The sequence below is a fragment of the Microbacterium sp. UCD-TDU genome (assembly GCF_000340625.1).
GTDB lineage: Bacteria > Actinomycetota > Actinomycetes > Actinomycetales > Microbacteriaceae > Microbacterium > Microbacterium maritypicum.
On record NZ_KB454446.1, the window covers coordinates 1,073,436 to 1,099,228 of the forward strand.

The following is a 25,793-nucleotide window of genomic DNA, read 5'->3' on the forward strand; positions in this document are numbered from 1 at the left end:
CTCGTTCCTGTTCGTCGGGGTGCGGGAGGGTGCCCGCGGCGGGAGGTCAGAGGGCGTTCTGCGGGAGGTGCACCAGCTGCACTCCCCCGTCGGCGATCGCGGCGCGGATGCTGGAGGCGATGTCATCGCGGTTCTCCACACGCCGCCCGGTCGCGCCGAAGGCCGTGGCGAGGGCCGCCCAGTCGGGCTGCACCAGGTCGACGCCGATCGGGGTCATCCCCCTGTCGAGCTCGTTCTGCCGGATCTCGGCGTAGCCGCCGTTGTCGACGCACACGATCGTGAGGTCGAGACGCTGCTCGATCGCCGTGACCAGCTCGTTCACGCAGAACATCAGCGCGCCGTCGCCGATCACGGTCACGACCGGATGCTCGGTCTGCGCGACCCGTGCGCCGATCGCCGCGGGCAGGCCGTAGCCGAGGGTCGCGTAGGTGGGGGTGTAGAGCAGGGAGTGCGGATGCGCCGACGCCAGCACGCTGCCCAGCGCCATGTAGACGATCTGGGACGAGTCGCCGGCGACGATCGCGTCGTCGGGCAGGGCGCCGGCGATGATCTCGGCCAGCGCGACCGTCTCGGGGGCGGTCTCCCGCATCTCGGCGGCGATCGCGGCGCGTTCTGCGGTCAGCTCACGCGGCGGGCGGGTCTCGGCGGGGAGGGCCGCGAGGAGCGCCTCCAGCACGGCGGCCGCGTCGCCGGCGATCCCGACCGTCGCTGCGAGGTTCTTGTCGCGCTGTGCCGGCGAGATGTCGATGCGGATCACGGATCCTCGCGCCTCGAGTCGCGGTGCCCAGAGCTCGGCCTCACCGAGCTTCGAGCCGACCACGAGCAGCACGTCCGCGTCCTCCGCGACCGCGCGCGCCGCGGCCAGGCGCAGGTTCGAGCCGAGCGCGAGCGGATGCCGCTCATCCACCACGCCCTTGCCGTTGAGGGTCGTCAGCACCGGCGCGCCGAGGCGCTCGGCGACGACCGTGACCTCGTGCGCGGCATCCACCGCTCCGCCGCCAGCGACGATCACCGGGGTCTTCGCGCCGACCAACAGGCGTGCGGCCACGGCCAGCGCCTGCGGATCGCCGGAGGCCCGCGCGGGGACCGGACGCGGCCGCCGCGCCTCGGCGGGAACCCCGGCCGGCGCCTCCAGCACGTCGAGGGGGATCTCGATGTGCACGGGACGAGGGCGACCGGTGCGGAACAGGGCGAACGCATCGTGCACGGCATCGACCGCCTCGGCGGCGCTGGTCACGCGGCGCGACCACTCGGCGATCGCGCCGACCATGGCCGTGGCATCCTTCGTCTCGTGCAGCGTGCCCACGTCGGCGAATTCCGCGCCGAGCGGCACACCGGGCGAGAGGACGATGAGCGGTCGCGACTCGCAGAACGCCGTGCCGATCGCGCTCATCGCATTCTGCAGACCGGGGCCCGACGTCGTGATGACGACGCCGGGCAGACCCGTCTGCTGCGCCCAGCCGTCGGCACCGTAACCGGATCCCTGCTCGTGGCGGTTCGTCACCGCGCGGATGCCGAGGTCGGCGAGGGGCCGGTAGAGCTCGAGGTTGTGGGTGCCGGGAATGCCGAAGATCGCGGTCACGCCGTAGGCGCGGATCGTCTCCAGCACCGCGCGGCCGGCGGTGTCGGTGTACTGCTCGGAGTTCATCGGATCATCCTCACACCCGGTGACGGCGAACGCCGTCGACCCAGGTCTCGCGCACCGTGATCGCCGAGATCTCCTCGGCGGGAACAGCCAGCGGGTCGCCGGAGAGCACCGCGAAGTCGGCGTACTTGCCGACCTCGAGCGAGCCGAGGTCGTCTTCGCGGCCGATCGACACGGCGCCCTCGATCGTGTGGGCGCGCAGGGCTGCGAGCGCGGAGACGCGCAGGTCGTCGGGGCCGAGCTTGTGCCCGCGGCGGGTGACGCGGGTGACGGCGGTCTGGATGGCCTCGAGCGGGATGGGCTCGGCGACCGGCGCGTCGGAGGAGATCGTGAAGGGCACGCCCGCACGCTCGAACTCGCCCAGCGGGTTGAAGCGCTCGCCCGGAGTGCCGATGGCCTCCTCGACGCCCTCGCCCCAGTTGAAGTAGTGCTGGGTCTGATTGACGGGGCGGATGCCCGAGGCGGCCATCCGCTCGATCTGCTCGGGCGTCGGCAGCCCGCAGTGCTCGATGCGGTGCCGGGCGTCGGCATCCGGATGCTCGGCGAGCGCGGCCTCGATCGCCGACACGACCATCTCGATCGCGGTGGGCGACTGCGCGTGCGTGGCGGTCTGGAGACCGGCGGCATGCGCCTTGCGGATGAGGCCGGCGTACTCCGCGGGCTCGTGGTAGAGCTGGCCGGTGCGGCAGGGGTCGCCTACGTAGCCGTCGGGGAAGTAAGCGGTCCAGCCGCCGAGCGTGCCGTCGGCGTAGAACTTGATGCCCGCGAAGCTCAGGTGGGCGTTGCCGAACTGGCCGACGAGTCCCATCTCGAGGGCCTCGTCGAGCAGGTGCGAGAGCAGGTACATCGACACGCGCAGTTCCAGGCGTCCGGCCTCGGCCAGGCGCAGGTACATGTCGAACTCCCGACGAGTCACCTGGGCGTCGCCGATCGAGGTGACCCCGCCTGCGAGGAAGCGCTGCGTCGCCGCATCCAGCTGGCGCAGGTGCTCCTCCGGCTCATCGGCCAGGTGGAAGTTCGGACCGTGGTGACCGATCTTCACGCCGTGCACACCCGTGAGGATGTTGCACGCGGCATCCGACAGTTCTCCGGTCAGCTCGCCCTCCGCGTCGCGGAAGAACTCGCCGCCGTCGGGGTTCGGGGTGTCCCGGTCGACGCCGTTGACGGTGAGGGTGTGCGAGTTCACGACGCCGCCGTGACCCGACGCGTTCATGAGGTACACCTCGCGATCGGCCGCGACCTCGTCGAGCTCGAAGCGGGTGGGGTGCCGCTTCTCGGCGAGGTTGCGCTGCTCGTAGCCATAGCCGCGCACGGGGCGCCCCTCGGGGAGGTCGGCGGCCGCCGCCTTCAGCAGGGCCACGATCTCGGGGATGCTGCCGGCCTTCTCCGGACCGCAGTCGACCCAGCTCATCATCTGCCCGAACATGAGCGGATGCGCATGGGCGTCGACGAAGCCGGGGACGACGACGCCGTCGCCGAGGTCGATGCGCTCCGGAGAGAGCCCACCCCGTTCGGCCGCCGCCTCGCACTCGGCGGGGGTGCCGATCGCGAGGATCCGCCCGCGATCGGTCAGCATCGCCGTGGCGGTGGTGGCCGCGGCATCGGCCGCGTGGATCGCGTGCGCGGTCAGAAGGACGGGTGCCGTCTGGGCCGAGCGGTCGAAGGGGGTGAGCTTTCTCATGGCAGCCTGTTCGCGGTCGTGTCGGTGCGGGCGGTGAAGGAGGCGGTGACGGGGGCCTCGTCGGAGTGCTGCGGTGCGAGGCGCGTGCAGATGCCGGCGATGACGGCCATGCCGATGAACATCGCGATGACCGACCAGATGCTTCCGGTCCAGGCGATGAGCTGCGTCGCGAACCAGGGCGAGAAGCCGGCCCAGACCGCCGCGCCGACGCCGTACGACAGCGCGATCGAGGTGTAGCGGGCCTGCGGGCGGAACATCTGCGAGAGCAGAGCAGCGATCGGCGCGTACGTCGCACTCATCGCGATGCGCACCAGCGAGGCGAACAGGAAGATGAGGGGTTCCACCCGCCCCGGCAGGATCAGCAGGAACGGCACGAAGGTCAGCACCGAGGTGACCAGACCGATGTACATGACGTTCTTGCGGCCCCACTTGTCGCCCAGCCAGGCGACGGGGAGGGTCACCACGAACTCCACGAAGGAGGCGATGGTCATGGCGTCCAGGATCACCTGCTCGCTGATGGCGACCGTGTCACCGGTGGCGTACGCCGTGGCGAAGGTGGTGGCCAGGTAGTAGCCGCCGGTCGAGATGGGCAGGATGCCGATGCCGAGGAGGATCGGACGCCAGTTGGTGCGCAGCGCGAAGGCCAGCGGCATCGACTGCTTGCGGCCCTCGACCTTCGCCTCGAAGACGGGCGTCTCCTCGACGCGGTAACGCACCCAGAAGCCGACGCCGACCAGCACGATCGACAGCAGGAACGGGATGCGCCAGCCGCCGTTGATGATGAAGTCGTCGCCCATGCGGGTCATGATCGCGAAGATGCCCGAGGCGAGCAGCGCGCCGGCCGGGTTGCCGAGCTGCGTGAAGCCGCCGTAGAAGGTCTTGGACTTCTCGGGGGCGTGCTCGACGCTCATGAGCACCGCACCGCCCCACTCGCCGCCGACGGCGAGCCCCTGCACCGCACGGAGCAGGATCAGCAGGATCGGGGCGAGGATGCCGATGTTCTCGTAGGTCGGCAGGCAGCCGACGAGAACCGTGGCCGCGCCCATCATCACCAGCGTGATGACCAGCGACGTACGCCGACCGAGCTTGTCGCCGATGTGGCCGAAAATGATGCCACCCAGCGGGCGGACGAGGAAGGCGACCGCGAAGGTCGCGAAGGCCGCTGCGGTCTCGGCGAGCCGGTCGCCGCTCGGGAAGAACAGCGGACCGAAGACGAGCGCCGCGGCGGTCGCGTAGACGTAGAAGTCGTACCACTCGATGGTGGTACCGACGAAGGCGGCGATGCCGGCGCGTCGCGCCCGGCTGTGGGTGCCGCTGGTGGGGGTAGTGGTCATGGGGGTGCCCGCTCCTTTGCGGAAGATGTCGGATAGCGAAGGATGCTACGGACGTGCGGCCCGGCCGGCAAGCGCAGAACTCCAGTGATAACGCGGATTCACTGAATATATGATCGCCCATTCGTGCAATGCACGCCTACCCGGTCGCCAGCAAGGCTCTTACACTGGCTTTACGCACCACGAAGCGTGCGATCGCGGGAAACTGACCGAATCGAGCGGCACCATGGATTTCGACGCAGAACTCATCCGCGCGCTGCAGGAAGACGGTCGCGCCAGCATCCTCTCGCTGGCACAGCGACTCGGGCAGTCTCGGGCCGCCGTCGCCGCGCGGCTGCGCACGATGCTCGCCGACCGCACGGTGCGGGTCGTCGCCGCCGTCGACCCGGTCTTCCTGGGTCAGCACGTGCTCGCCCACGTCTCCATCCGCACCGACGGCTCGGTCGAGCTCGTGGCAGAGCACCTGCGCGACATGAGCGAGACCGTGCTGGTGTCGGCCGTCGGCGGGGCGCACGACGTGGTCACCGAGGTGCGCGTGGGCTCGATGTCGGAGCTGCACGACCTGCTGGCCCTGATCCGTGCGATCGACGGCGTGCTCGACATCAGCACGATCATCTACTCGACCGTGATCAAGGGCTTCTTCGTCTCGGAGTACCACGGCGGTGTCACCCTCGACACGATCGATGAGGCGCTGATCGAACAGCTGCAGGCCGACGGACGCAAGAGCTTCCGCGCACTGGGCGAGGAGGTGCGCCTGTCGCCCTCGGCCGTCGCGACCAGGGTGCAGCGGCTGATCGACGCCGGGGTGATCAAGATCAGCGCGGTCGAGGCGCGCGGGCTCGCCCACCGGCAGCTGTCGATGGGGGTGGGCATGACGCTCGGCGACGACGACGAGGCTGTGATCGACGAGCTGCGAAGGGGGCGCGGTGTGGACTTCGCCGCCCGCACGCTCGGCCGCTTCGACGCCGTGGCCACGCTGGTCGAGCCCTCGGCGGGGGCGCTGTACGCCAGCCTCGAGCGGCTGCGCGCGCTGCCGGGGGTGACGCGCATCGAGGCCTGGCTGCACCTCGCCGTGCTGAAGGAGGACTACGCGCGCACGCTGCGCCCGCTGCGCACGGACTGAGGTTCAGGACGCGAGCGGTGCGAGGAAGGCGCGACGGACGGCGGCGATATCGGCGTCTTCACGCGATGGATGCACGCGGTTGACGAGCAGCACACCGAAGCCGCCGGAACCGGAGTGGACGGCGAAGCACGTGCCCGTGAATCCGGTATGCCCCACCGCGTCGATGCCGGACATCCACGACTCGTCCCGTACCCGCAACCCGATCGCCTGGCCGTAACCGGCATCGGCACGCACGGTCGGCACGCGGAGTGCGCGCGAGGAGTCAGCGGAGAGCACGCGCTCCCGCGGCCCCTGCCCGTCCTCACGGATCATCCGGGCCAATGCCGCGACGTCGTGCACCGATCCGAACAGCCCGGCGTGACCGGCCGGGCGTTGGAGCGCGTGCGCCAGCTCGTCATGCACGTCTGCGCGCACCGGACCGCGGTGCGGCTGCTCTTCCGTCGCCACGGCCTCGCGCAGATCGGGCGACGATGTCAGCGACCCCGCGCCGATGACCGTCGCCACTTCCGCCCACAGCTCGGCGAGGGGTCTCCCCGCGACGCGCTCCAGGTACTCCCCTGCGGCGATGAACCCGACGTCGGAGTAGAGGTGACCACCACCGGGTTCATATACGAGCGGTCGCTGCAGGACCCGCGCGCGCAACTCATCGCCGCGGATCCCGTCCCGCCACTCGCGTCCCTCGGCCGGCAGCCCTGAGCTGTGCGTGAGGAGGTGGCGGAGGGTGATGCGTCCAGCGCCCTCACCAGAACCGGCATCCAGGACCGGCGCGACGGGCGCGTCGAGGTCGACCCTGCCCTGGTCGACGAGCCGCAGTGCGGCGACCGCGGTGAAGACCTTCGTGAGCGACGCGAGATCAAACAGGTGCCGCTCGTTCAGAGGCGTCCGGTCGTCGTGGGCCGGGGTGCCGAGGATCAGCAGCTCATCGGCTCCCCGCCCCGGCGTCGTTCGCAGGGAGGCCCACGCCGACCCCGGCGCCCCGTTCACCACGGCCGCTCTCCCGTCACTTGCTCATGCCGGAGGTGAGTCCGTTGATGATCTGCTTGGTCGCGAGCAGGAACAGCACGATGAGCGGGATCGTCGCGATCGTGAGCCCGGCGAACAGCTGCGGCCAGTCGGTGGAATACTCGCCGAAGAAGCGGGTGAGCCCGACGGGAAGGGTGTACGAGTCCCGGTCGCGCAGCAGGATCAGCGGGTAGAAGAAGTCGTTCCACACCGGTACGAAGCGGAAGACGATCACGGTAGCGAGCGCCGGACGCACGAGCGGCAGCAGGATCTGCACGAAGGTGCGGAACGGACCGGCGCCGTCGATGCGCGCCGCCTCTTCGAGCTCGATCGGCAACGCGCGGAAGAAGACCGTCAGCACGAACGTCGTGAACGGAATGCCGAGGGCTCCGTAGACGAGGATCAGACTGAACACGTTGCTGGTCATCTTGAGCGAGTCGAGCAGGTAGAACAGCGGCAGGATCGCCAGGTGCACCGGCAGCATGAGCCCGGACAGGAAGACCGCCTCGATGCCACGGAAGAACTTCGCCCGAGCCCTCGCGAACGCGTACGCGGCGAGCACCGAGACGACGGTCGTGACGATGACCGAGCCGACGGTGACGGTGATCGAGTTGAGGAAGTAGGTGTCGAACGACGCGGTGATCCACGCGCTCTGGAAGCTCGTGAACGTCGGCGGGACCGGGAGTCCGAGCGGCTCGGTCGCGATCTGCTGCTGTGTGCGCAACGAGTTGTTGACCATCAGCAGCAGCGGGCCGATGGCGACGAGCGCGTAGCCCCAGAGGAACACATTCGCGAACAACCGCCCGATGAACGGGGCATCGGCGGTACGGCTGGAGCGGCGGCGTGGGGCGGAGGAACGACCGGAGACGATCGCTTCGGTGGTGGGCTCCGGACGGGTGTCGAGGGCAGTGCTCATCAGAACAGCTTTCGTTCAGCGCGACGCATCGTCGAGGTGATCACGACCGAGATCACCATGATGAAGATGAACAGGACGGTCGCGAGCGCGGAGGAGACGCCGATCGAGTTCGGGTTCCCCGATTCGAAGGCGGTCCGGTAGAAGAGGAGCATCATGACGTCGGTCGACCCGGCGGGCGCCCCGTTCGAGCCGGCGAGCGCGAACGGAATGGCCATCGCCTCCATGCTGCCGATGAAGGTGAGCACCGTGATGATGCCGATCGTCGGCGTGAGCATGGGCAACGTGATGTAGCGGAAGCGCTTCGCCGCGGTCGCCCCGTCGAGCGAGGCGGCCTCTTCGATCTCCTCCGGGATCCCGCCGAGAGCGGCGCCGTACAGCAGGATCGGGAAGCCGATCCACTGCCAGGCGCTCACGAGCACGATCACCCAGATCGCGAGCTGCGGGTCGCCGAGCCAGGGAAGGGCGAGGCTCTCGAGGCCCACGCCGCGGAGGATCGCATTCACCGGGCCGAACAGCGGCGAGAGCATGAGCGACCACAGGTAGCCGATGACCATGGGGCTCACCAGGTAGGGCAGCGCGAAGATCGTCTGGAAGAAGCGCTTGGTGCGCTTACGGCGGTGCAGCAGGGTGGCGATACCGAGGCCGAGCGAGTTCTGGAAGACCAGCGCACCCGCGAACAGCAGCAGGTTGTGCCCGAACGCGTTCCACAGCTCGGAGGCGTAGGGCTCCTTCGTGAGGAGGGTGATGTAGTTGGCGACCCCTGCGAAACCGCCCTGCTTCGTACCCTGCCAGTCAAAGAACGAATAGCTGAGCGCAGCGAGCATCGGATAGAGGATGAGCACGGCGAACAGCACGGCGGCCGGCAGGACGAACAGGGCGGCCGTCGGGGTGGACAGGGCGATGCCTGCGCGTGTGCGTCGCTTCGTGCTCTCGCGCTTCGCGGTGTCGCGCCGGACGGGGATGGTCAGTGCCATGGTGTGTCTTTCGCTCCGCGAGGGGGCGCCGGATCGACGCCCCCTCGTGTTCGGATCAGGAACCAGGGGTGAACCAGGTGGAGACCCCGGACTGCAGGTCGGCACCGAGCTGCTCCGGCGTCTTGTCGCCGAGGAACATCGCCTGGATGTCCGGGCCCAGGACCGCGGTCCCGGTCGGGTCGCCGTAGCGGAAGTCGACCAGCAGCAGGTACGGCGCCGGGTTGGCGGTGTACTGCTCGTTCATCTCCTGCATGAGCGGGTCGGAGTACTTCACTCCGGGGAGGGCGGAGAACTGGTCCACCTCATCGGCGACGAGCTGACCGAATTCCGAGGTCGTCATCCAGTTCAGCAGCTCTGCCGCCGCCTCCTGGTTCTCGCTGGAGGCGTTGATGCCGAAGCTGCCGTCGGCGTAGCCCGGGGTGACCGCATGGTCCAGAACGCTGCCGGGGGCCGGGGGCACCTCGTACACGCCCCATTCCGTATCGGGCGCGGAGTTCTGGAACGTCGGCAGATCGAACGATCCACCGGGCCATTGCGCTGCCTGCCCCGAGGTGAACTGCAGCACGGCGTCGGCAACGGCGATCGCGTTGACGTTCTTGTCGAGGTACTTCTGCATGTCCTTGACGATCTGCAGCGACGAGACGTACGTCGGGTCGGTGAAGTCGATGTCGCCGGCGAGCACCTTCTCCTCGAACTCGGATCCGCCGTAGTTCGCGGAGCCCACGATGTCGTGGAACATCGGCAGCACCCAGTCTTCACGGGCACCGAGTGCCATCGGGGTCACGCCTTCTTTCAGCAAGGTCTCCTGCAGGTCGATGAACTCGTCCCAGTCGGTGGGCTCCTCGAGGCCCATCTCGTCGAACATGGTCTTGTTGTAGAACATCTGCATCGTCTGGTACGCGAACGGGACGCCGTAGGTCTTCCCGTCTTCCTTGCCCTGAGCTGCCCGCAGCACGGTCGGATCGAACTGATCGAGTCCGTCGACGATGTCGTCGATCGGCACGATCTGCTCCGACTGGATCGCCGACTGGATGCCGCCGTACGCGCGGAGCATGGCAATGTCGGGTCCATCGCTCCCCTCGAGACCGGTCGCCAGGATCTGGTTGTACTCGGTCGGCTGGAAGCCTTCGAACTGGATCGTGACCCCGGGGTGGGACTCTTCGTACTTGTCGAAGACGGCCTCCCACTTGGGCGAGGAGGAAGCCTGCCACGACCAGATCGTGAGCGTGACATCGCTCTCGGCTTCACCGCTGGACGCGGCGGGGGCACAGCCCGCGACAGCGAGCCCAGCGACGAGAATGCCTGCTGTGGATGCGAGGCGGACGGGGCGGTTTCGCATGATGTTCCTCTCGGACGGTGGCAGCTGCCTGGCACGTCGTGGGCTGCCGTTACTTCGGGGGGAACGCCCTTCGAAGTGCCCTCGGTGCTGAGGACACGTCGCGTGACGTCGATGTCATGCGGCACTCCCGGGGTTGAGGGAGATGCCGACATGCCCACTTTGGGCAATCTCTTACAGAAATGCAAGCAAATCTGAAAATTTCTTCCGAAGTGGGTTTCGGCCTGACATCATGGGCACGTGCCGAACAGTGTCGTGACAGCCATCCATCAGCGTCTCTCCGAGTTGACCCCGACCGAGCGCCGTATCGCCGAGTACGTCCTCGCCGAGCCCCAGGCCGTCGTGGAGAGCTCCATCACCCGGTTGGCCGAGGAGTGCGAGGTCTCCGTCGCCAGCGTCGCCCGCTTCACACGCAGCGTCGGCTTCGGCGGCTACCCGGACATGCGATTGGCGCTCGCGACCGAGCTCAGCCGCAGCGCATCCGACCAGGAGAGGTTCCAGGTGTCTGCGGGCGACGTCAGTCGCTACGACGACGTCGCGACGACGGTGCGCAAGATCGCCTTCGCCGAGGCCGCCGCGATCGAACGCACCGCCCGCCAGATCGATCTCGACGAACTCGAACGCTGCGTGGCCGAGGTCCGCGACGCGCGACGCATCGACATCTACGGTGCCGCCTCCAGCGGACTCGCCGCCCAGGATCTGGAGCAGAAGCTGCACCGCGCAGGACTCGTCGCCCAGGCCCGCACCGACCACCATCTCGCACTGACGGGCGCTGCGCTGCTGGATGGGCGGGATGTGGCGATCGCCATCTCCCATTCCGGACGCACGCTCGAGATCGTGCAGGCGGCGCAGGTCGCGGGGAGAGCCGGGGCGACCACGATCGCCATCACGAACAACCCGAAGTCGCCCCTGGCCAGAGCGTGCGACCTGGTGCTCGTCACCGCGGTGTCGGAATCCACGTTCCGCTCCGGCGCGATGGCGAGCCGCATCGCGCAACTCGCGATCCTCGACTTCCTCTACACCCGTATCGCGCAGGCCGACTACGACACCATCTCGGCGAACCTGCAACGCACCCTCGACGCCGTCACCACTCACAGAATCGACTGACCATGCACCTCGGTATCGACCGGCTCCTCCGGCACGACCTGCCCCCGCGCCTGTTGACCACGCTGCGCACCGCGCGGATCGGGATGCTCACCAACGACCTGGCACTGACGTCGCAGCTCACGCGTGGGCGGGCCGCGCTCGCGGCGGAGGGGTGGTCGCTGAGCCTGCTCTTCGGCCCGGAACACGGGATGGACGGGCGGGCGAAGGAGGGCGCGCTCATCGACGACGTGCGAGACCGCGTCACGGGCGTTCCGGTGCGCAGCCTGTACGGCCCCACCGTGCGCCCCTCCGCGGAAGACCTCGCCGACCTCGACGTCGTTTTGGTGGACCTCCCCGATGTCGGCGCACGCTTCTACACCTACATCTGGACCATGAGCCACATGCTCGAAGCCTGCGCGCATGCGGGGGTCGCCGTCATCGTGCTCGACCGCCCCAATCCCCTCGGCGGTCTCCTCGAACAGGCAGAGGGCCCGATGCTCGACGAGGCGGCGCAATCGCTGGTCGGACGCTGGTCGATGCCGATCCGTCACGGACTCACCATCGGCGAACTCGCTCGGCACTGGGTGCGCACCCGCGGCATCGATGTCGACCTCGACGTCGTCGAACTCGACGGCTGGCGACGCGGGGACACCGCGATCGGTCGCGAAGAGCTCCGCTGGATGCCGCCGTCGCCGAACCTGCCGAGCGCGGCGACAGCCCTGCTCTACCCCGGGACGTGCCTCGCCGAGGGCGTGAACGTCTCCGAAGGGCGCAGCACCGCGGTGCCGTTCCGTGTGATCGGGGCGCCCTTCATCGACGCCGAGGACTATGCGCAGGCGGTGGTCGACCTCGATCTCCCCGGGGTGACCGCCTCCCCTTACGGATTCACCCCCCTCGTGCGCGACCATGCCGGCGCGCAGTGCGAGGGTGTGATCCTGCACGTGACCGATGCCGCGGCCCTGCGGCCGGTGCACACCGGGGTGCGCCTCCTGTCACTCCTGGCCGAGATGTACCCGGAGTCGCTCGCCGAGCGGTCGCTGATCCCGATGCCGGGAGAGTCGAACTGGTCGCCGCTGGAGAAGCTCTTCGGCGTGCGCGGCGCATTCCGCCAGATCGCCGACGGGAGCTGGAACGACCCGGCGACACTCGCGGTACCGGACTGGTCGGCGGCCGTCGAGGCGGACCTGCTCTACGCCTGAGCATCACTGCGGTTCCGGTCTCTGCCCCCTGGCGCGGCGCGCCGTCACCGGGCGTTCACCGTGGCCCGCCAGACTTCCCCCATGAGCGAACCCGAACCTCACCAGGGCGTTCCCGAGCCCGTGGCGACCGCGAACAGCGGCGCCGTGGCCGTCGTCGGCCTGGATCTGCGCGGCGAGACGCCCGCGCCGAAGAAGCAGGTGTACTCCTGGGCGCTGTGGGACTGGGCGACGCAGCCCTTCAACACCGTCATCCTGACGTTCGTGTTCACGGCGCTGTATCTCGTCGGCGAGGGCTTCCTGCCACCAGAGGTCGCGTCGCTCGATGTGGACGACCCGGTCCGACTCGCCGCCGAGGCGGATCTCGCATCCGGTCTCGGCCTGGGGTCGACGATCGCGGCCTTCGGCATCCTCCTGCTGGCCCCCGTGCTGGGTCAGCGCGCGGACGCCGCCGGGCGCCAGAAGCTGTGGCTCGGAATCGGCACCGGCGCACTGGTCATGTGCATGCTGAGCCTGTGGTTCGTCGAACCCACACCGAGCCTGTTCTGGCTGGGAGTCGCCCTGATCTCGGCCGCGACGGTGTTCCAGGAGATCGCGGCGGTGAACTCCAACGCGATGCTCATCGGCATCGCGAACCCGAAGAACGTCGGTCGCATCTCGGGCCTCGGCTGGGGCTTCGGCTACCTCGGCGGCATCATCGCCCTCGTGATCGTGGTCGTGCTCGACACCTTCGACTGGTTCGGCATGTCGACCGACAACGGCCTGGCCTACCGGCTGATCGCGGTCGGATGCGCGGTTTGGGCGATCATCTTCAGCATCCCGATCTTCCTCAACGTGCCGGAGCCCTCACTCGGACGCCCCGAGCGCAGAGTCGGATTCTTCGCCTCGTACCCGCTGCTGGTGAAGGACGTCGCCGGTCTGTACCGCGACCCGGAGACCCGGCCCACCTTCTGGTATCTGCTGGCGAGCGCCGTGTTCCGCGACGGCCTCGGTGGCGTGTTCGCCTTCGGTGCGATCATCGGCACAGCGGTGTTCAAGTTCGAGACGCAGGAGATCATCATCTTCGGCATCGCCGCGAACCTGATCGCGGGGGTCTCGACGATCGCCGCCGGACGACTCGACGACTACCTGGGTCCGAAGCGGATCATCCTCGCCTCGATCGGGTCGATGATCGTCGCCGGCCTCGCGGTCTTCTTCCTGAGGGACGCGGGCCCCTTCGTGTTCTGGATCGGCGGACTCATCCTGTGCGCGTTCGTCGGCCCCGCGCAGGCGGCGGCACGGTCATTCCTGGCCAGGGTCACCCCGGCAGGACGCGAGGGCGAGATCTTCGGCCTGTACGCCACGACCGGTCGGGCCGCGAGCTGGATGGCCTCCGGCGCCTGGACCCTGTTGATCGTGCTGACGGCCCAGACCGCGTTCGGCATCCTGGGCATCGTGGTCGTCCTGATCGCCGGCTTCCTGCTCCTGCTCCCGGTGAAGGCGCCGCGCTGATCCGAACCCGGGTCAGCGCTGCCAGTTGTCGGCGAGCTTGTTCAGCAGCCGGGCGAGCTCGGCGCGCTCCTCTTCCGTGAAGGAGGTGAGCGCCGTCGCCAGCATCTCGCGACGTTCGCCGCGCATGCCCCTGGCGAGGCGACGCCCCTCGTCGGTCAGCGCGATACGTGTGCGCCGCGCGTCGTCGGGGTCGGCCTCGCGGCGCACGTAACCGCGTTCGACGCCCTGCTGCACGAGCCGTGACGCGCGGGGCTGATCGACCCCGATCGCGGCACCGAGGTCGCTCACGCTCAGCGGCGCTGATGCCGCGGCGAGCGCCTCCAGCATCCGCATGCGGGCAGGACCACCAAGACGCCCGGAGGGGTCCGCCATCCACGGCGGCATGCCCGGGTGTCCACGGTGGTGGTCGAAATGGTCGTGCGCATCGTCGCCGTGCGGCCCGTCGCGCCAGCCGTGGGGTCTGCCTCGCCCGCCGTGCCCCCGATCGACCGGACGGCGTCCGCGCAAGCGGGACAAGGCCCGGGCGATGGCTTCGGCGGGATCCGATTCCGCGGGCTCGTTCTCTTCGGTCGTCACCCTCTGATTTTACATGCGACTTGACATGCATCTTTATTGCATGTCATTCTACATTTACATGCACTGTGACATATACATGCACACTGACAACGAAGGATCCCTATGAACACCTCTGAATCGCAGAACCCGGAGAACACCTCCCACCCCTTCGGCTATTGGCTGAAGGCCGCCGACCGCCTCATGGCGGCCGAGTTCGCCACCGCGTTCGACAGCGAGCACGCGAACCGCCGCGACTGGCGGATCCTCAACGCCGTCGACGGCACCGTCGCGCCGGATCGTCCGCTGAACACGCACAAGCTGCACGACCTGACCGAGCGCGGATGGGTCGCCACCGACGGCGACGGATGGGCACTCACCGACGAAGGTCGCGCGGCGAAGGATCGTCTGGGTGCCATCGTCGACAAGATCCGTGCGAAGGTCGCCGACGCCGTGCCCGCCGAGGACATGGCCACCACGCTGGCATCGCTGGAGAAGATCGCGCGCGCGTTCGGCTGGGACGAGGAGACTCCTCTCCCCCGCGGACGTCGCCACGGCTTCGGCGGCCCCCGGCATGGTCGCGGAGCCCCTCGCGGATTCGGCCACCGACTCCGCCATGACTTCGGTCCGGGCATGGAGGCCGAAAGCGGCTGCCGCCACGCGCACGGCCACGGCCACACGCACGACCACGGCCACAAGACGCAGCACGCATTCGAACGCGGCTTCGACGCGGGCTTCACCCGCGGTCGCGCCCTCTGACGCCGCGCACACCATCGACGAAACGCCTCATCCGGCAGCGGGTGGGGCGTTTCGCATGCCCGGGATCGGCGTCAGAGGTCGAGGAGTGCCGCAGCGGACTCCTCCGCACCGGCAGCACGGAGGCGACCGCGCATCGCCGCGGCGGCGAGCGCGTACGGGCGATCATCGTCCATCAGCAGCGAGTGCGCGTTGGCGTGTTCATTCAAGGCGACCAGCTCGAACGCGAGCACTTCCGCATCGGCGTCGATCTCCTCCGCGGCCACCGCGTGACGGAGCTGGGCCTCGATGTACCCGTACCAGTCGACCAGCGCCGCGCGCACCGCGTCGCTCACAGGTCCCGACTTCGAGTCCACGTCGGCCGCGGTGGCGGCGAAGAAGCACCCACCGGTGAAGACCCGATCCTTCGAATAGGCGAGGGAGTTGCGCAGCAGCGCGGCGAGACGGTGGACACCTCGCGGACACTCCCGAGCGGGCTCGACGACCCGGGCGGTGAAGATCTCCCGCGCGGCCTCGACCGTGGCGAGCTGCAGCCCCTCCTTGCTCCGGAAGAGCGTGGCGATACTGCTCTTGCTCGACCCGGAGGCTTGGGCGAGCCGCCCGATGGTCAGCCCGTCCAGTCCTTCGACGGAGGCGAGATCGGTCGCACTGTGCAGCACGATGCGCCGGGAGGCGTCGCCACGAGCCCGCCGCCCGTCCTGCACCACAGGAATCGACATATCTCTAGTATACGAACGATCGTTCGCCTAGTATGCGCATGATCGTTCGTATTCTTCCTGGCGAAGGAGCATCCATGCCATCCGTCCTCGAACTGCTCACCCGCAGCATCCACTCCGCCGCCCGCGTCTCTCCCGCGCTCGCGGGCGACCTCGCCTACCACCTCTTCTTCACCACCTCCCCCCGGATGCCGGTGCGCGAAACCGATGCAGCGACACTCGACGACGCACGCCTCGGGAGTCTGCGTGTGCGTGGCATCGACGTGTCCACATACGAGTGGGGCCGCGGTCCTCGCACAGTGCTGCTCCTGCACGGATGGCGAGGACGGGCCTCGCAGTTCGCACCGCTCGTGCGTGAACTCGTCGCGGAGGGCTTCCGCGTGCTCGCCTTCGACGCGCCGGCGCACGGCACCTCCGGCGGTAGTCGCACCGATGTGCGCGACTGGGTCGACGCCGCCGAGCAGCTGCACGCCGCCCGCGGTCCTTTCGCCGCGATCGTCGGCCACTCGTTCGGAGCCTTCGCGGCGTTGACCATCGCCCGGTCGACGGTGCCCGCCGACGCCGTCGTCGCGATCGCTGGAGCGGCCGGGCCCGATGCCTTCGTCGCGGAGTTCGCGAAGGAGCTCCGTCTCGATCCCGCGACCATCGCACGACTCTCGGAGCGATTCCGCCGACGGCTCGACCTGGATCAAGCCACGATATCGGCGCGCTATGACGCCGCGCGGCATCCACTTCCGGCGCGGACAGCGCTGATGGTCATCCACGATCGCGATGACCGACGGATGCCGGACTCCGACTCCCTGCGGCTGCATGCGGCTCACGGCGAGCGCTCCCGTCTGCTGCGTACCGAAGGACTCGGACACACCCGCGTGTTGTCGGCGGATGCGACGCTCGACGCGGTCGTCGCGCTCGTGACGGGCGGGCTCGAGGCCGTCGATGCACTCGGGTCGACGGCACCGGGCGCGACTCAGGCTCGTCGACGGGCTCCGCGCCGCACCACCGGCAGGACCGCGGCGGCCACGACCACGGCCGGAGCACCAGAACCGTCAGGGCGTTCGGCGACAGCGGGACAGCAGCGCCCGCCGGTGGACGCGTGACAGCGTTCAGATCCGGCGCGGACCGGGACCGTCGTCGGCGAGCGCGTCTTCGGGGTTCAGCAACCGGCATGCCTTGAGCGACAGGCAGCCGCAGCCGATGCAGCCGGTGATCTCGCGACGCAGATGCTCGAGCTGGGTGCGACGGAGGTCGAGTTGCTCACGCCACAGTCGTGCGACCCGCTGCCAGTCCCGTTGAGAGGGCGATTCGTCCGCGGGCAGGCTCTGGAAGACCTCATGCACATCGGTGAGCGGGATGCCGAGACGTTTCGCGACCACGATCAACGAGATCCGCCGCAGCATGTGTCGCCGATACCGGCGCTGATTCCCGGCCGTCCGCGTGGATGAGATCAACCCCAGCTGCTCGTAGAAGTGCAGGGACGTCGCCGGGACGCCGGTGCGCCGGACGACCTCACCGATGGCGAGTAGATCGTCGGGTTCCAATGACATCTCTCCGCCTCCTCTTGACCTCGAGTTTACTCGAGGTATTAGCGTGACGATCGGCCGCCGAGAAACGGCGCCCTGCGGGCGAGACCATCGCCCGCTCCGACGCCATGAAGGACAGCCGATGACTCAGACACCGCACCGCACGCACCCCGCCGGAAGCTGGCGCGAACTGCTCGGTAGCCGCTACGCACCGATCGCCTCCGTGCTCGCGGGAGGTGTGCTGCTGGAGGCGAGCAATGTCTACCTCACCACCAGCCTGCTCCCCACGATCGTCGGGGACATCGGCGGCGCGGAGTTCTACGCCTGGACGATGACGACCTTCCTCCTGGCATCTGTGGTCAGCTCGATGATGGTGAGCCGGGTCCTCACGCAACGGGGTGCGGTCCAGGCCTACCTGTGGGCACTCGGCCTGTTCGGACTCGGCTCGCTCCTCTGCGCCGCGAGTCCGTGGATGTGGGCACTGCTCGGCGGTCGGGCCGTGCAGGGTCTCGGCGGCGGGCTCCTCGCCGGGCTCGGCTACGCGCTCATTCAGCGCACCCTCCCCGAGCGACTCTGGGCACGGGCCGCCGCCCTCGTATCGGCGATGTGGGGCGTCGGCAACATCGTCGGTCCGGTGGTGGGCGGAATCTTCGCTCAGTTGGACGCCTGGCGCGTGACGTTCATCGGATTGGCCGTGGTCTCCGCACTGATCGGCGTCGTCGTCGTGCGCGCCCTGCCACAGACCACGCGGATGCGATCGAGCGAGTCCGTCCCGTGGGCATCCCTCGTCCTCCTCGCCGGCGGCGTCGCCGCCGTGGGGGTCGCGAGCATCGTCCCCGCCGGCTTCGGCACGGGAGTCGCCATCGTCATCGGTGTCGTCCTCGGTGCGTGGTTCCTGCGTCACGAGCGGCGTGGGAGCAATGGCATCCTGCCGCGCGTCACGTTCGCCGCGGGCTCCTCACTCGGATGGGTGTACATCACGGTCGCCGTCCTGGCCTTCGCGATCGGCACCGAAGCGTTCATCCCGCTGTTCGGGCAGGAGATCGGTGGACTGATGCCCTTCGTCGCCGGCCTGCTCGGTGCGGCGCTCTCGCTCGGATGGTCGATCACCCAGGTGTTCACGGCCAACGCCACCGGTGTCCGTTCGCGTCGCCTCCTCATCACCATCGGTCCCGTCGTCATCGCCGCCGGCCTCGCCGGCTACGGACTGCTCCAGCACCAGGGCCCGTCCGCGCTCGTCATCGCGCTCTGGTTCGCGACCCTCTTCCTCGCGGGAGCCGGCATCGGCCTGGGATTCCCGCACCTGACCGTCGCCGCGCTCGGCAGCACCTCCGGCGAGGAGGAAGGCGCCAAGGCGGCCGCAGCCGTGAACACGGTCTTCATCATCGCGAGCGCGTTCAGTGCGGCGATGGCCGGAGTGCTCGTCAACCTCGCGATGCCCGACGTCGTCGACGCCGCCCGACTCCTGATGCTGGTCTTCGCCGGCGTCACACTCCTGGGCGCGTTCGTCGCCAGAGGCGCGAGCTGGGGCATCGGCGCAGCCACTGAGACCGAGACCTACGAAACGGAGACGCCGTGACCCCCTTCGGGCCCCAGCTCTCGACGCCTTCCTCGCCGATAGTCTGCACGTCGCGGAGGCCGGAGGGATCCTCGCAGATCTGCGCTGCCGTGGGCTCATCGCCGACGTAGGCTGGATCGGTGGCGGATTCGCGGGGCAGAGTGTGGACGGGCGTTCTGCGCGTCGAACCGCACCGCGGTGACCACCGGGTCGCGCTCCGCGCCGCGATCAGCGTCGCGGTCCCCCTCCTCGTGCTCTGGATGCTGGGGCGCCTCGACCTCAGCATCTACGCGAGCTTCGGCGCCTTCGCCGCGCTCTACGGGCGCCATGACGTGTTCCGCGATCGCTTGCGGATGCAGGCCACCGCCGGCGGGGTGATCCTCGCCTCGATGCTCGTCGGCACCGCCCTGTCGGTCCTCGCCGCTCCCGCCCCGGTCAGCATCCTCGTCGTCGCGGCCATCGCATCCGCCGTCACCCTGCTCGCCTACACGATGCGGTGGCACCCTCCGGGACCGCTGTTCCCGGTGTTCGCGGTCGGGGCATGCGCCACGATCCCGGCGACGACCGCCTCGTTCGGCGACGTGCTGCTGGTCGGCGGTCCGAGCGTGCTGTTCGGACTGGCCATCACCGCCCTCATCGGCGTCCTCACGCGCAGCACGGCCGATGCGGCGTCGCGGTCCCGGCAGCCCGTGGGGCCCATCGCCGGCGAGATGGCCGCATCGGTCGGAGTGGCGATCGTGGGAGCAGGCTTCGCCGGCCTGCTGATCATGGACTCCCACTGGTACTGGGCAGCCGTCGGCGCGGTCGCCGCCGTGAGCGGACCGCAGCTGAACGCCCGGGTGATCCGCGGCATCCAGCGCCTCGTCGGCACCCTGCTCGGCGTGCTTGTCGCGGCGGCGATCCTCGCGATCGATCTGCCTCCGCTCGCCGTCATCGCCCTCGTGGTCGCGCTGCAGGCCGCCGCCGAGCTGTTCGTCGGCCGCAACTACGGCATCGCGATGGTGTTCATCACCCCGCTCGCGCTGCTCATGGTGCACCTCGCCGCACCCACCCCCGTCGATATGCTCCTTCAGGACCGCGCGATCGAGACCGTGATCGGCGTGGCCATCGGCACTCTCGTCGCCGTGGCATCGGCGGCGCTTCGGCGTCGGCAGGGACGCACACGCGCCTGAGCGCGCCTTGCGCCGAGGGTCAGGAGCGCAGCGCGAAGGCGATCGCCGTCGCGGCGGCCTCGTCGGCACCCGCGAAGGGGAAGGTCGTCGTGTTCAGCAGGTACACCCCGACGATGATCGCGGCGACGAGGAGCACGAACAGGAACGCGAAGATCACGACGGTGAGCACGCGATAGCCGCCGGATGTCGGCGCCTCGGGCGCGACCGACGGCTGGGACCAGTCGTCGGCCACCGCGGCGGGCGGCTCTCCTTCGAGGATGGCGGGGGTCGGGCGTGCACGGTCGGAACCACGACGCGTCGCGGGCGGCGGCGGGACGACCGCATCGACGGGCGACACGTCCGAGGGGACGTCCGACGCAGGCTCCGCCAGCAATCCCTCCGGGATCGGGATCTCGGGTGGCGGCGGCGGGATGACGACGTCGGCGGGCGGGATCAGCGGCTCATCCGGCACGGCCTCCCGCGCGTCGGGAAGATCCGCGTCCTCGGGGACGACGGGCTCTTCCGGCGGTGTGCCGCTGACGTCGCTCATCTCAGCCTCCGACTGCTCCGATGTCGGTGCTGCCGACATCCGTTCGATGGAAGTTCTGGAACGACCGCGAGGCCGTCGGTCCGCGCTGCCCCTGGTACCGGTTGCCGTAGGGACCGGAGCCGTACGGGTTCTCGGCGGGAGACGTGAGCCGGAAGAAGCACAGCTGCCCGATCTTCATCCCCGGCCACAGCTTGATGGGCAGGGTCGCGACGTTCGCGAGCTCGAGCGTCACATGCCCCGTGAAGCCCGGGTCGATGAACCCCGCGGTGGAGTGCGTGATGAGCCCGAGGCGCCCCAGGGACGACTTGCCCTCGAGGCGTGCCGCGATGTCGTCGGACAGCGTGACCTGCTCGAACGTGGCACCGAGTGCGAACTCCCCGGGGTGCAGGATGAAGGGCTCGTCGGGGTCGACCTCGATCAGCCGCGTGAGCTCGGGCTGGTCGACCGACGGATCGATGAACGGATACTTGTGGTTGTCGAACAACCGGAAGTACCGGTCCAGGCGCACGTCGATGCTCGACGGCTGGATCATCCCGTCTTCGCGAGGGTCGAGGCCGATGCGGCCGGATGCGAGTTCTGCCTTGATGTCGCGGTCGCTGAGAAGCACGGCACCAGCCTAGTTGTCGCGAGTGGGAACTTGTCCGGTCGATCGAGATCCGCTAGATTGTGTTGACGTCGACATGTTAACGTCAACACAATCTGAATGGACAACGATGTCTGCAAGAACAGCGACCACATCCCGGCGCGCACTCGCCATGGCCGCGGTGCTCGCCGCGACCGCGAGCGGTCTCGCCGCCTTCCCGCAGGCGGCCACGGCTGCCGAATCCGATGTCACCCTGACCCCCAATCCCGCCTATGCCGGCGCCCCCTTCAAGGGGTGGGGTTCGAGTCTGGTGTGGATGGCGAACGCGACCGGCTCGTACCCGGCAGAGCTGCGCGATGAGCTCATCGACAAGGTCTTCGGCGACGAGGGCCTGAACCTCAACATCGCGCGCTACAACATCGGCGGCGGCAACGCGACCGATGTGCCCGACTACCTGCGCCCCGGCGGCGCGGTCCCGGGGTGGTGGAACCCGGATGCTCCGCTCACCGACGACGACGGCGCGATCACCTCGAGCTTCGCCGACCGCGACCGCTTCCGCGCCGCCTGGACGGGTGAGAACGCGAGCGACTACGACTTCTCGGCCGATGCCGCACAGCTCGCCTGGGTCTCGGCCATCAAGGACCAGGTCGACACCTGGGAGGCCTTCAGCAACTCCCCGCCCTACTTCATGACCGAGAGCGGCTTCGTCAGCGGCGGCACCGATCCCTGGGCCGACCAGATCCGCCGCGACTCCCTCGACACGTTCGCGACGTACCTCAAGTCCGTCGTCGAGCACGTCGAAGACACCCAGGGCATCTCGTTCGACACGATCGACCCGCTGAACGAGCCGAACACCAACTACTGGGGCACCACGATCGGCGGCGACGGCTGGCCCACGAGCGCGAGCAGGCAGGAGGGTGCCCACGCAGGCCCCGCGCTGCAGGCCGACGTGATCAAGGCGCTCGCCGCTGAGCTGGCCGCCTCCGGCACCACGACCGACGCCGTGATCTCCGGCCCCGACGAGACGAATCCGCAGCGATTCGTGGAGGACTGGAACGGATGGGACACCGCGGCGCGTGACGCCGTCGCCCAGCTGAACGTGCACACCTACTCCACGGGCGGCCGCCACCTGGCTCGTGACATCGCGAAGAGCGCGGCAAAGCCGCTGTGGATGAGTGAGGTCGAGGGCAACTGGGGCGGCGACAGCTGGAACCCGGATGCCATCGAGAACGGGCTCGGCATCGCCCAGCTCGTCAGCTCCGACCTGCGCGAGCTCGAACCGGAGGCCTGGGTGCTGTGGCAGCCGGTCGAAGACCTCTACAACATGGAGAAGGTCGAGAAGAAGAACTGGGGCTCGGTGTTCATCGACTTCGACTGCAACGCCGAGGGCGACTCCGCCCGTCGCCTGGCCGACGGCGACGCGGACGCGGGATGCCACATCCGCACGAACGCGAAGTACAACACCCTGCGCAACTTCACGCACTACATCGAACCCGGCGACCAGCTGGTGCGGGTCGCCGACAACGACACCACGGCGGCCATCGACGCCGACGGCTCCGGCGCCACGCTCGTGCACACGAACGAGAGCGACCAGGCCCGCACGATCACGATCGACCTGTCGCTGTTCGGCGACATCGATCAGGGCGCCACGGTGACACCCGTCGTGACGACGGAGTCTCCGGCATCCGACCCGACGGCGAACGCTCTGCGCGCCGGCACAGCGGTCTCGGTGGGCGCAGACGGGACCGCCGTTCTCACGGTTCCCGCGAAGTCGGTGACCACTTTCGTCGTCTCCGGCGTCGAAGGCGTCGCCGCCGAGGCACCGGCGCTTCGCGACGGTGAGACCTACACGATCACCGGCGTCCAGAGCGGGCATGCACTGACCGCCTCCGATGACGGCGCCCTCCTCGGCAGCGCCAGGGATCCCGAACTGATCCCCGCGCAGACCTGGACGGCCTCGCTCCTCGACGACCAGCCGGGCACCTCGCGCGACCGCTTCGCCCTGCGTGCGACCGACGGACGTGCGCTGGTCGCCGACGGCGACTCCACGGCCCTGCGCGTGCTCGACGACGCCTCCGCGGCGACAGACCCGTCTGCGCTGTGGATGATGACCTCGACCGACGGCGCGGAGTTCAGCCTGCTGAACGCCGGACGCGGTGCTGTGCTGGATGTCGGAGGCTCCTCGACCTCCGTCGGTGCGAGCGTCGGGGTGTGGCAGTCGAACTGGGGCGCCAACCAGCTGTGGCGGCTCGAGTCGGCACGCGACGACATCGCCCCGTACGCGAGCTTCCGCCCAGGACAGGAATGGCTCGACTCCGACGGCGAGGTGATCCAGGCGCACGGCGGTCAGGTCGTGCCGTCGAAGGATGCCGACGGTCGCACCATCTACTACCTCTACGGCGAAGACCGCACGAACGGGTACCACTCGGCTCCCGGCGTGCACGTCTACAGCTCGTACGACCTGTACAACTGGGATGACCGCGGGGTGGCGCTGCGGGCGCTGTCGTCGAAGGACCAGTTCGAGGACGATCCCTACTTCGAGGCGCTGTACGGCGACTACTCCGCCGCCCAGCAGGACGCCGTCTACCGCGATCTCGGCACCGTGCCCGTCGACGGCGTGACCCCGCCGATCATCGAACGCCCGAAGGTGATCTTCAACGAGAAGACCGGCAAGTGGGTGATGTGGGCGCACATGGACGGTCCGTCGGCGACGTCGTCCGCTCAGTACGCCAAGGCCAACGCCGGGGTCGCGGTGGCGGACTCGCCGTTCGGTCCCTTCACGTACATCGACAGCTACCGGCTGCACTACGCACCCGCCGATGCCGAACCGACCAACCATGCCCCGAACAACCGTGGCATGGCGCGCGACATGAACCTGTTCGTCGACGACGACGGCACCGGCTACATCATCTATTCGAGCGAGGAGAACGCGACCATGTTCATCTCCAAGCTCAACGACGACTACACCGACCTGGCGACTCCCGCCGATGAGGCCGTGCTCGGTGTGGACTACAACCGCATCTTCGTGAACCAGTCGAGGGAATCCCCGGCGATCTTCAAGCACGACGAGCGGTACTTCCTGATCACCTCGGGCACCACGGGATGGAGCCCGAACCCCTCACGGTGGGCGAGCTCCAGCGACATCATGGGCGCGTGGACCGAGATGGGAGACCCGTTCCCCTGGTGGGCGCAGAGCAACTCCTGGAACTCGCAGCCCAGCTCGGTGATCCCGGTGGATCGCGAGCACGGCAAGTACATCTACATGGGCGACCGGTGGAACGGCGGCGGCGACCTCAAGAACGCGCAGATGGTGTGGCTGCCGATCAACATGGGCGAAGGCGGCGACTCGCTGGCGGTCGAGGTGCACGACGAGTGGACGCTCGACCAGCTCGACCAGTGGTCGGCGTGGGATGTCTCGGCCGTGCCCGAGACGGTTCCGGTCGGGGGCGCACTCGACACACCGGTGGTCAACGTCACCCAGAACGGCGTGATGACCGAGCAGCCCGTGACCTGGAGCATCGCCGGCTCGTTCGACGCACCGGGGATCGTCACCGCGACGGGCACCCTCCCCGAGTTCGGCGGACGCACGTTCACCCGCACGATCGCGGTCGTTCCCGAGGGACTGCGTTACGCGGTCAACGCCGGTGGACAGCAGACCGCGGACTGGCTGGCCCTGCGGGACGCCGCCGAGGACGAGGGTGACCTGCGCAACAGCCGTGCCGATCAGGCGTATGCCGAGGATGCCGCGAGCGGCGCGTCGTGGGGATACGTCAGCGAGGGCAGCAAGAGCGCGGGCACGGTCGACGGAACGATGTTCTCGACCCTGCGATACGCGGTCGACGGTCGCGACATCGCCTACCGGTTCGGCGACCTCGAGCCCGGTCGGTACAGCGTGCATGTCGGCTACGCGGACCCCTGGGACCAGTGGGACGACCGCGGCGCGAAGGTGAGCGTGAACGGCACCGTCGTCGAGCAGGACCATGATTACGGCGCGGCCGACGAGGTGCGCAGCTACGGCGACATCGCCGTGGGCGACGAGGGCCAGATCGAACTCGTGCTGCAGCCGACTCGCGACGCCGACGTGCAGGTGAGCTGGATCATGGTGACGCTCGACGAGGCGACGACGCCGGAGCCCGCGCAGGTCACGCTCTCCGCGGATGCCGTCACGGCCGGTGACCGGATCACCGTCGACGTCGCCGGGCTGGAGCCCGATGAGGTGGTGTCGTTCGCGCTGCACTCCGACCCGATCGACATGGGAACCGTCACGGCCGATGGATCCGGAGCCGGGACGCTGTCCTGGCGCGTGCCGACCGATGTGGCCGCAGGACAGCACCACGTCGTGATGACCCGCGCAGACGGCACGGAGGTGCGGGCTCCCCTGACGGTGCGCGCCGCACAGCCGGGGACCGGCGGAGTCGGCGGGGGGAACACCACCGGAATCGGCTCCGGCGCAGCCGGTGTCGGCGGCCTGGCCTCCACCGGGCTCGACGCCGCCGGGCTCACCTCGGCGCTGGCCCTCGCAGCCCTGCTGCTCGCGGCCGGCGGCCTGGCGTTCGCCCGACGACGGGGCGTGCGCCGCTGACCGACGCGATCATGGGGTGCCATCGCAGACCACCGTCTGCGGTG

21 protein-coding genes are annotated in these 25,793 nt (G+C 69.0%); 9 read left to right on the top strand and 12 right to left on the bottom strand.

The genetic code is table 11. The features are described 5' to 3' along the window. Positions 1–46: 46 nt before the first annotated feature. The 3 genes from D514_RS28060 to D514_RS28070 are packed head-to-tail and all read right to left on the bottom strand — an operon-like array spanning position 47 to position 4,660. Entirely contained in the window at positions 47–1,648 is a 1,602-nt protein-coding gene (locus D514_RS28060; RefSeq protein ID WP_017829666.1) for a thiamine pyrophosphate-binding protein, read from the bottom strand. A 10-nt stretch (positions 1,649–1,658) separates the two neighbouring features. Next, positions 1,659–3,326 (bottom strand): amidohydrolase, encoded by a 1,668-nt coding sequence (locus tag D514_RS28065; protein WP_017829667.1) that lies wholly within the window; start codon positions 3,324–3,326, stop codon positions 1,659–1,661. After that, positions 3,323–4,660, bottom strand: coding sequence for an MFS transporter (locus D514_RS28070; protein WP_017829668.1), 1,338 nt, complete (start codon positions 4,658–4,660; stop codon positions 3,323–3,325). The genes D514_RS28065 and D514_RS28070 overlap by 4 nt, the downstream gene beginning before the upstream one ends. 223 nt (positions 4,661–4,883) lie before the next feature. On the opposite strand from D514_RS28070, the gene D514_RS28075 reads away from it, so the two are divergent. Further along, complete coding sequence (locus tag D514_RS28075) at positions 4,884–5,780, top strand: Lrp/AsnC family transcriptional regulator (protein ID WP_017829669.1); 897 nt, start codon at positions 4,884–4,886, stop codon at positions 5,778–5,780. Between the two features lie 3 nt (positions 5,781–5,783). Here D514_RS28075 and D514_RS28080 read toward each other — a convergent pair whose 3' ends face one another. Genes D514_RS28080 through D514_RS28095 form a run of 4 tightly spaced genes read right to left on the bottom strand, consistent with a single transcriptional unit; the run spans position 5,784 to position 10,011 of the window. Continuing rightward, complete coding sequence (locus D514_RS28080; RefSeq protein ID WP_017829670.1) at positions 5,784–6,767, bottom strand: serine hydrolase; 984 nt, start codon at positions 6,765–6,767, stop codon at positions 5,784–5,786. Positions 6,768–6,780: 13 nt separating this feature from the next. Next, positions 6,781–7,698, bottom strand: coding sequence for a carbohydrate ABC transporter permease (locus tag D514_RS28085; RefSeq protein WP_017829671.1), 918 nt, complete (start codon positions 7,696–7,698; stop codon positions 6,781–6,783). After that, positions 7,698–8,672, bottom strand: coding sequence for a carbohydrate ABC transporter permease (locus D514_RS28090; protein WP_017829672.1), 975 nt, complete (start codon positions 8,670–8,672; stop codon positions 7,698–7,700). The genes D514_RS28085 and D514_RS28090 overlap by 1 nt, the downstream gene beginning before the upstream one ends. Positions 8,673–8,727: 55 nt before the next feature. Beyond that, positions 8,728–10,011: an ABC transporter substrate-binding protein gene (locus D514_RS28095; protein WP_017829673.1), complete on the bottom strand. Its 1,284-nt coding sequence runs from the start codon at positions 10,009–10,011 to the stop codon at positions 8,728–8,730. Between the two features lie 237 nt (positions 10,012–10,248). Here D514_RS28095 and D514_RS28100 point away from each other — a divergent pair, with 237 nt between their 5' ends. The 3 genes from D514_RS28100 (at position 10,249) to D514_RS28110 (ending at position 13,781) form a co-directional block, all read left to right on the top strand. Beyond that, the gene (locus tag D514_RS28100) at positions 10,249–11,115 is read left to right on the top strand and encodes a MurR/RpiR family transcriptional regulator (RefSeq protein ID WP_051056561.1); all 867 of its coding nucleotides are present in this window, start codon (positions 10,249–10,251) and stop codon (positions 11,113–11,115) included. 2 nt (positions 11,116–11,117) lie between these two features. Continuing rightward, positions 11,118–12,293: an exo-beta-N-acetylmuramidase NamZ domain-containing protein gene (locus D514_RS28105; protein WP_017829675.1), complete on the top strand. Its 1,176-nt coding sequence runs from the start codon at positions 11,118–11,120 to the stop codon at positions 12,291–12,293. 81 nt (positions 12,294–12,374) lie between these two features. Next, positions 12,375–13,781: an MFS transporter gene (locus D514_RS28110; protein WP_031205757.1), complete on the top strand. Its 1,407-nt coding sequence runs from the start codon at positions 12,375–12,377 to the stop codon at positions 13,779–13,781. A 12-nt stretch (positions 13,782–13,793) separates the two neighbouring features. Here the strand turns inward: D514_RS28110 and D514_RS39200 are convergent, their stop codons facing one another. Then, on the bottom strand, positions 13,794–14,357 hold the full coding sequence (locus tag D514_RS39200; RefSeq protein ID WP_236610927.1) for a MarR family winged helix-turn-helix transcriptional regulator: 564 nt from the start codon (positions 14,355–14,357) through the stop codon (positions 13,794–13,796). A 102-nt stretch (positions 14,358–14,459) separates the two neighbouring features. Between D514_RS39200 and D514_RS28120 the strand changes: the two genes are divergently transcribed. Beyond that, positions 14,460–15,092, top strand: coding sequence for a hypothetical protein (locus tag D514_RS28120; protein ID WP_017829678.1), 633 nt, complete (start codon positions 14,460–14,462; stop codon positions 15,090–15,092). Positions 15,093–15,163: 71 nt separating this feature from the next. On the opposite strand, the gene D514_RS28125 is transcribed toward D514_RS28120, so the two are convergent. Next, on the bottom strand, positions 15,164–15,808 hold the full coding sequence (locus D514_RS28125) for a TetR/AcrR family transcriptional regulator (protein ID WP_017829679.1): 645 nt from the start codon (positions 15,806–15,808) through the stop codon (positions 15,164–15,166). A 74-nt stretch (positions 15,809–15,882) separates the two neighbouring features. Here D514_RS28125 and D514_RS38095 point away from each other — a divergent pair, with 74 nt between their 5' ends. Then, positions 15,883–16,902, top strand: a complete 1,020-nt coding sequence (locus D514_RS38095) for a S9 family peptidase (protein WP_017829680.1) — start codon at positions 15,883–15,885, stop codon at positions 16,900–16,902. Between the two features lie 6 nt (positions 16,903–16,908). Here D514_RS38095 and soxR read toward each other — a convergent pair whose 3' ends face one another. Beyond that, entirely contained in the window at positions 16,909–17,349 is a 441-nt protein-coding gene (gene soxR / locus D514_RS28135) for a redox-sensitive transcriptional activator SoxR (RefSeq protein WP_017829681.1), read from the bottom strand. A gap of 118 nt (positions 17,350–17,467) precedes the next feature. Here soxR and D514_RS0119355 point away from each other — a divergent pair, with 118 nt between their 5' ends. Both D514_RS0119355 and D514_RS28140 read left to right on the top strand, forming a co-directional pair. Continuing rightward, the gene (locus D514_RS0119355; protein WP_017829682.1) at positions 17,468–18,904 is read left to right on the top strand and encodes an MFS transporter; all 1,437 of its coding nucleotides are present in this window, start codon (positions 17,468–17,470) and stop codon (positions 18,902–18,904) included. Positions 18,905–19,023: 119 nt separating this feature from the next. Next, positions 19,024–20,055, top strand: a complete 1,032-nt coding sequence (locus D514_RS28140) for an FUSC family protein (RefSeq protein WP_031205759.1) — start codon at positions 19,024–19,026, stop codon at positions 20,053–20,055. A gap of 19 nt (positions 20,056–20,074) precedes the next feature. Here D514_RS28140 and D514_RS28145 read toward each other — a convergent pair whose 3' ends face one another. After that, on the bottom strand, positions 20,075–20,584 hold the full coding sequence (locus tag D514_RS28145) for a hypothetical protein (RefSeq protein WP_144052977.1): 510 nt from the start codon (positions 20,582–20,584) through the stop codon (positions 20,075–20,077). Position 20,585: 1 nt separating this feature from the next. Further along, a complete protein-coding gene (dcd, locus tag D514_RS28150) occupies positions 20,586–21,191 on the bottom strand; it encodes a dCTP deaminase (RefSeq protein ID WP_017829685.1) in 606 nt (201 codons plus the stop codon). Between the two features lie 106 nt (positions 21,192–21,297). Here dcd and D514_RS38100 point away from each other — a divergent pair, with 106 nt between their 5' ends. Beyond that, complete coding sequence (locus D514_RS38100; RefSeq protein WP_081603869.1) at positions 21,298–25,749, top strand: glycoside hydrolase; 4,452 nt, start codon at positions 21,298–21,300, stop codon at positions 25,747–25,749. The last annotated feature ends 44 nt before the right edge of the window (positions 25,750–25,793 follow it).

What these genes read in the sequence shown, in the direction of transcription:
- D514_RS28090 (WP_017829672.1), bottom strand. Translation starts at nt 8,672, where the DNA reads ATGGCACTGACCATCCCCGTCCGGCGCGACACCGCGAAGCGCGAGAGC.
- D514_RS28085 (WP_017829671.1), bottom strand. Translation starts at nt 7,698, where the DNA reads ATGAGCACTGCCCTCGACACCCGTCCGGAGCCCACCACCGAAGCGATC.
- D514_RS38095 (WP_017829680.1), top strand. Translation starts at nt 15,883, where the DNA reads ATGCCATCCGTCCTCGAACTGCTCACCCGCAGCATCCACTCCGCCGCC.
- D514_RS28075 (WP_017829669.1), top strand. Translation starts at nt 4,884, where the DNA reads ATGGATTTCGACGCAGAACTCATCCGCGCGCTGCAGGAAGACGGTCGC.
- D514_RS28060 (WP_017829666.1), bottom strand. Translation starts at nt 1,648, where the DNA reads ATGAACTCCGAGCAGTACACCGACACCGCCGGCCGCGCGGTGCTGGAG.
- D514_RS0119355 (WP_017829682.1), top strand. Translation starts at nt 17,468, where the DNA reads ATGACTCAGACACCGCACCGCACGCACCCCGCCGGAAGCTGGCGCGAA.
- D514_RS28125 (WP_017829679.1), bottom strand. Translation starts at nt 15,808, where the DNA reads ATGTCGATTCCTGTGGTGCAGGACGGGCGGCGGGCTCGTGGCGACGCC.
- D514_RS28065 (WP_017829667.1), bottom strand. Translation starts at nt 3,326, where the DNA reads ATGAGAAAGCTCACCCCCTTCGACCGCTCGGCCCAGACGGCACCCGTC.
- soxR (WP_017829681.1), bottom strand. Translation starts at nt 17,349, where the DNA reads ATGTCATTGGAACCCGACGATCTACTCGCCATCGGTGAGGTCGTCCGG.
- D514_RS28145 (WP_144052977.1), bottom strand. Translation starts at nt 20,584, where the DNA reads ATGAGCGACGTCAGCGGCACACCGCCGGAAGAGCCCGTCGTCCCCGAG.
- D514_RS28070 (WP_017829668.1), bottom strand. Translation starts at nt 4,660, where the DNA reads ATGACCACTACCCCCACCAGCGGCACCCACAGCCGGGCGCGACGCGCC.
- D514_RS28110 (WP_031205757.1), top strand. Translation starts at nt 12,375, where the DNA reads ATGAGCGAACCCGAACCTCACCAGGGCGTTCCCGAGCCCGTGGCGACC.
- D514_RS28095 (WP_017829673.1), bottom strand. Translation starts at nt 10,011, where the DNA reads ATGCGAAACCGCCCCGTCCGCCTCGCATCCACAGCAGGCATTCTCGTC.
- D514_RS38100 (WP_081603869.1), top strand. Translation starts at nt 21,298, where the DNA reads ATGTCTGCAAGAACAGCGACCACATCCCGGCGCGCACTCGCCATGGCC.
- D514_RS28105 (WP_017829675.1), top strand. Translation starts at nt 11,118, where the DNA reads ATGCACCTCGGTATCGACCGGCTCCTCCGGCACGACCTGCCCCCGCGC.
- D514_RS28120 (WP_017829678.1), top strand. Translation starts at nt 14,460, where the DNA reads ATGAACACCTCTGAATCGCAGAACCCGGAGAACACCTCCCACCCCTTC.